Source organism: Streptomyces sp. MnatMP-M17, from assembly GCF_900091995.1.
Classification (GTDB): Bacteria; Actinomycetota; Actinomycetes; order Streptomycetales; family Streptomycetaceae; genus Streptomyces.
Window position 1 is genome coordinate 1 of the sequence record NZ_FMDK01000895.1, and the last position, 4,524, is coordinate 4,524.

Genomic DNA, 4,524 nt, shown 5'->3' on the forward strand with positions numbered 1-4,524 from the left:
CCGGCACCGGCGGCCGGTGCCGGCCCGAGACCACCTGGCAGGCGTTCTGGAGCGGCGCCTCGATCGCTCCGGCGAGCGCGGCGAAGCCTTCGAGGGCCAGCGGCGGATCGGCCTGCGCGTCCTCGATGGCGATACGGCCGTCCCGTACGACCGCGAGCACATCGAGCCGGGCACCGTCCGCGAAGGTCAGCCGGATATCGACCCAGGGCGGCAGGATCTCGCGCCGTGTGGCGCCGTCCCTGGGATCACCGGCGCCGGTGACGGTGCCGTGCCCCTGCACCTCCCACACGGGCCACTCGTACGCATCGCGCTCATGGGGTTCCTGGGCGGAAATCCATTTATGTTCCGACACATTCACAACTTAATCAGGCAATCCGCGCCTCTTGTCATGGCGCGCACGGCCCGGCACCGTACGGCACCCTGTCGGCTCATCGCACCGCGTACCGCACCGAGAACGGGCGCCCGCCCGGATCAGCTGTCGCCGAGCCGCTTCGCCTGCGCGCCGGCGGCCTCCAGGACGCTGTCGAGCAGCCCCGGGAAGAGAGCGTCCAGGTCCGCCCTGCGCAGCCCGTTCATCTTGGCCGTGCCTCGGTAGTCCTGCCGGATCACGCCGTTCTCACGCAGTACCCGGAAGTGGTGCGTGGTGGTGGATTTGGTGACAGGCAGCTCGAAGTGCGAGCAGGCCAGCTCACGGTCCGCCTCGGCGAGCTCGCGCACGACACGCAGGCGCAGCGGATCGGCGAGCGCGTGCAGTACATCCTCCAGACGGATCTCCGTGCGCTCGGGATGCGCGAGTTCACGGGTACTGGTCGCGGCGGTCACAGCGGCTCCACTCCTTCAGGGAGTCTCATCGTACGAGAGGCTTCGTAGTTTGACAGTCGCCTTACTACGATGGGTATCGTATTAAGCCTCGCCGGGACCGTGGCGCGATGCGCGGGCCCGGCCGCTCTGCCCGGCCGCGCCCGTCGCCGCCCGAGTTCGCCGTCTGAATGGAGCCCACCGTGAGCGCACTGTTCGAGCCGTACACCCTGCGGTCGCTGACCATCCCCAATCGGGTCTGGATGGCACCCATGTGCCAGTACTCCGCGGACGAGACCGGCCCGGACACCGGAGTCCCCAACGACTGGCACTTCGCGCATCTCGCGGCGCGCGCGGCAGGCGGCACCGGGCTGATCCTCACCGAGGCCACGGCCGTCAGCCCGGAGGGCCGGATCAGCCCGGCGGACCTCGGGATCTGGAACGACACGCAGGTCGAGGCGTTCCGCCGTATCACGCGCTTCCTCGGCACGCAGGGCACGGTCGCGGGCATCCAGCTCGCTCACGCCGGACGCAAAGCGTCTACGGACCGGCCCTGGAAGGGCGGCGAGCCGGTCGGTCCCGAGGCCAACGGGTGGCAGCCGCTGGCGCCGAGCGCGGTGCCTTTCAAGGACGGCCATCCGGTGCCCGCGGAGCTGTCCGTGGCGCAGATCGAGGAGATCGTCGGGCAGTTCGCGGCGGCCACACGGCGGGCCCGGGAGGCGGGCTTCCAGGTGGTCGAGGTGCATGGCGCGCACGGCTATCTGATCGGCGAGTTCCTCTCTCCGCACAGCAACCGGCGTACGGACGCCTACGGCGGCTCCTTCGAGAACCGCGCGCGGTTCGCCCTGGAGGTCGTCGACGCCGTGCGCGCCGAGTGGCCGGACGAGCTGCCGGTCTTCTTCCGGATCTCCGCCACCGACTGGCTGGACGAGGGCGGCTGGACCGTGGACGACACGGTGCGCCTCGCGGACGAGCTGGTGGCGCACGGCGTGGATCTGCTCGATGTGTCGAGCGGAGGCAATGCCTCGGGCGTACATATTCCACTCGGTCCCGGCTACCAGGTACCGTTCGCGGCCCGGGTCAGGAAGGAGACCGGGCTGCCGGTGGCTGCCGTCGGACTGATCACCGACGCCGAGCAGGCCGAGAAGATCGTCGCCAACGGTGAGGCCGACGCCGTACTGCTCGGCCGGGAGCTGCTGCGCGATCCGTCCTGGGCCCGCCGTGCCGCCGGTGAGCTGGGTGCCTCCGCAGCTGTCCCGCAGCAGTATCACCGGGCCTTCTGACCTGCGCGGACGTGCACTCCAGGCGCCATTGTCAGTGGTCGGGTGCAGACTGGCCCGTACCGTGACAGCGACGTCCTGGAGGTGTCGGCGATGACCGACGTGCTACTGACCGTGGGCACCCGCAAGGGGCTCTTCCTCGGCCGCAGGCGCGGCGGCCGGTGGGAGTTCGAAGGGCCGCACTTCAACGCGCAAGCGGTGTACTCGATCGGTATCGACACCCGCCGGGCGGTGCCACGGCTCCTGGTGGGCGCCGACAGTCTGCACTGGGGCCCGTCCGTGTTCCGGTCGGACGATCTGGGGGCGAGCTGGACCGAGCCGAGCCGGCCCGCGGTGAAGTTCCCCAAGGACACGGGCGCGTCCCTGGAGCGGGTGTGGCAGCTCCATCCGGCGGGACCGAAGGCGCCGGACGTGGTGTACGCGGGCACGGAGCCCGCCGCGCTGTTCCGCTCGGACGACGGCGGCGAGACCTTCGAGCTGGTCCGGCCGCTCTGGGAGCATCCCACCCGCTCGCAGTGGGTGCCGGGCGGTGGCGGTGAGGCGGTGCACACGGTGATCACGGATCCTCGGGATCCGGACGCCGTGACGGTCGCGGTCTCCACGGCGGGCGTGTTCCGCACTCGGGACGGCGGCGCGAGCTGGGCGCCGTCCAATGAAGGCGTGTCGGCGGTCTTCCTGCCCGATCCGAATCCTGAGTTCGGGCAGTGCGTCCACAAGATCGCGCAGGGCGCGGGCGATCCGGACCGGCTGTATCTCCAGAACCACTGGGGTGTGTTCCGCAGCGACGACGCGGGCGGCCGGTGGAGCGACATCGGCTCGGGCCTGCCGTCCGACTTCGGCTTCGCGGTCGTCGCCCATCCGCACCGCGCGGATGTGGCCTATGTCTTCCCGATCAACGCCGACGCGGACCGCGTTCCCGCCGGGCGCCGCTGCCGGGTCTTCCGTACGGAGGACGCGGGCGGCACCTGGGAGCCGCTGTCGGCGGGACTGCCCGAGGGCGACCATTACGGCACGGTGCTGCGGGACGCGATGTGTACGGACGACACCGATCCCGCGGGAATCTACTTCGGCAACCGCAATGGCGAGGTGTACGCGAGCGCGGACGACGGAGAGAGCTGGCAGCAGCTCGCCTCGCATCTGCCGGATGTGCTCTGTGTCCGTGCGACCGCCCTCCTGTGACAGCAGGACACTTGTGACAGCAGGACGGTCTTCCGACAGCCGGACAGTCGGCTGACCTGGTTGTGAGGTGGTGGGCAAATGCCGTGCAGCGAAGGTGGGTTGGCGGGCGCGTGCCGAGGTGTGCCCTTCGCGGCAGTAGAGTGGTCCTCCGTGGCAGCAAGACCTTTGAATGAGATTGTCGAGCCCGGATGGGCGGACGCACTGGGCCCAGCGGCCGGACGCATCACCGAAATGGGTGATTTCCTCCGGGCGGAGATCGCCGCCGGGCGCACCTATCTGCCAGCCGGACCGAATGTGCTGCGAGCCTTCCAGCAGCCTTTTGACGAGGTACGGGTCCTGATCGTCGGCCAGGATCCCTATCCGACTCCGGGACACGCGGTGGGACTGAGCTTCTCCGTCGCGCCCGAGGTGCGTCCTCTGCCCGGCAGTCTGGAGAACATCTTCCGGGAGCTGAACACGGATCTCGGGCTGCCCAGGCCCTCCAACGGCGATCTGACGCCCTGGACACAGCAGGGCATCCTGCTGCTCAACAGGGCGCTGACCACCGCGCCCCGCAAGCCCGCCGCCCATCGTGGCAAGGGCTGGGAAGAGGTGACGGAGCAGGCCATCCGCGCGCTGGTCGCCCGCGGCAAGCCGCTGGTGTCCATCCTCTGGGGCCGTGACGCCCGCAATCTGCGACCGCTCCTCGGTGACTTCCCCGCGATCGAGTCCGCGCATCCGTCACCCATGTCGGCGGACCGCGGCTTCTTCGGCTCGCGTCCGTTCAGCCGGGCCAACGATCTGCTGGTCCGCCAGGGCGCGCAACCGGTGGACTGGCAGCTTCCATGAGCCGGGTGCCGCGATGAGGCGGAGGCCGCGATGAACGGGCAGCGGTCATGACCGGGGAGCGGCGATGAGCTGGGTGCTGGGCGTGGACTCGGGCGGTTCCGGGCTGCGCATCGCGCTCGGTTCGACGGCCGGTGGCCAGCCGGCCGGAGTCAGGACGATCGGCACCACGGCCGCCGCCGAGCCGGTCCGCACCGGGCCCACCGGTATCGATCCCGGGCATCTGCTCGCCCAACTGCTGCCCGCGGTCGAGGCGCTGCTGTCCCGGGCCGGTACGGACACCCTGTCCGCGGTCGCGATCGGCGCGGCCGGGATGGCGACGCTCGGCGGCGGACTCCGGGCCGAACTGCCCACGGCGCTGGAGCGTTCGCTCGGCGTACGGCGGCTGGCGCTCGCCGCGGACGCGGTCACCGCCTATGCGGGCGCGCTCGGACAGCGGGCC

The 4,524-nt window shown here is 70.7% G+C and carries 5 protein-coding genes and 1 pseudogene; 4 read left to right on the forward strand and 2 right to left on the reverse strand.

Features of this window, described 5'->3' with window-relative positions:
* Together GA0115259_RS32950 and GA0115259_RS32955 are read right to left on the reverse strand one after the other, a co-directional pair.
* On the reverse strand, positions 1-352 hold a 352-nt coding region (locus tag GA0115259_RS32950; RefSeq protein ID WP_256098242.1), incomplete at its 3' end, for a DUF6214 family protein.
* A gap of 119 nt (positions 353-471) precedes the next feature.
* The gene (locus GA0115259_RS32955) at positions 472-822 is read right to left on the reverse strand and encodes an ArsR/SmtB family transcription factor (RefSeq protein ID WP_093603751.1); all 351 of its coding nucleotides are present in this window, start codon (positions 820-822) and stop codon (positions 472-474) included.
* Between the two features lie 179 nt (positions 823-1,001).
* On the opposite strand from GA0115259_RS32955, the gene GA0115259_RS32960 reads away from it, so the two are divergent.
* From GA0115259_RS32960 to GA0115259_RS32975, 4 genes and pseudogenes are all read left to right on the forward strand, one after another.
* Positions 1,002-2,081 (forward strand): NADH:flavin oxidoreductase/NADH oxidase, encoded by a 1,080-nt coding sequence (locus GA0115259_RS32960; RefSeq protein WP_093603753.1) that lies wholly within the window; start codon positions 1,002-1,004, stop codon positions 2,079-2,081.
* A gap of 90 nt (positions 2,082-2,171) precedes the next feature.
* On the forward strand, positions 2,172-3,257 hold the full coding sequence (locus GA0115259_RS32965; protein ID WP_093603757.1) for a WD40/YVTN/BNR-like repeat-containing protein: 1,086 nt from the start codon (positions 2,172-2,174) through the stop codon (positions 3,255-3,257).
* Between the two features lie 150 nt (positions 3,258-3,407).
* Positions 3,408-4,085, forward strand: coding sequence for a uracil-DNA glycosylase (locus tag GA0115259_RS32970; protein WP_093603755.1), 678 nt, complete (start codon positions 3,408-3,410; stop codon positions 4,083-4,085).
* 64 nt (positions 4,086-4,149) lie between these two features.
* Positions 4,150-4,524: pseudogene (locus GA0115259_RS32975) on the forward strand (ATPase); the annotation flags it as partial.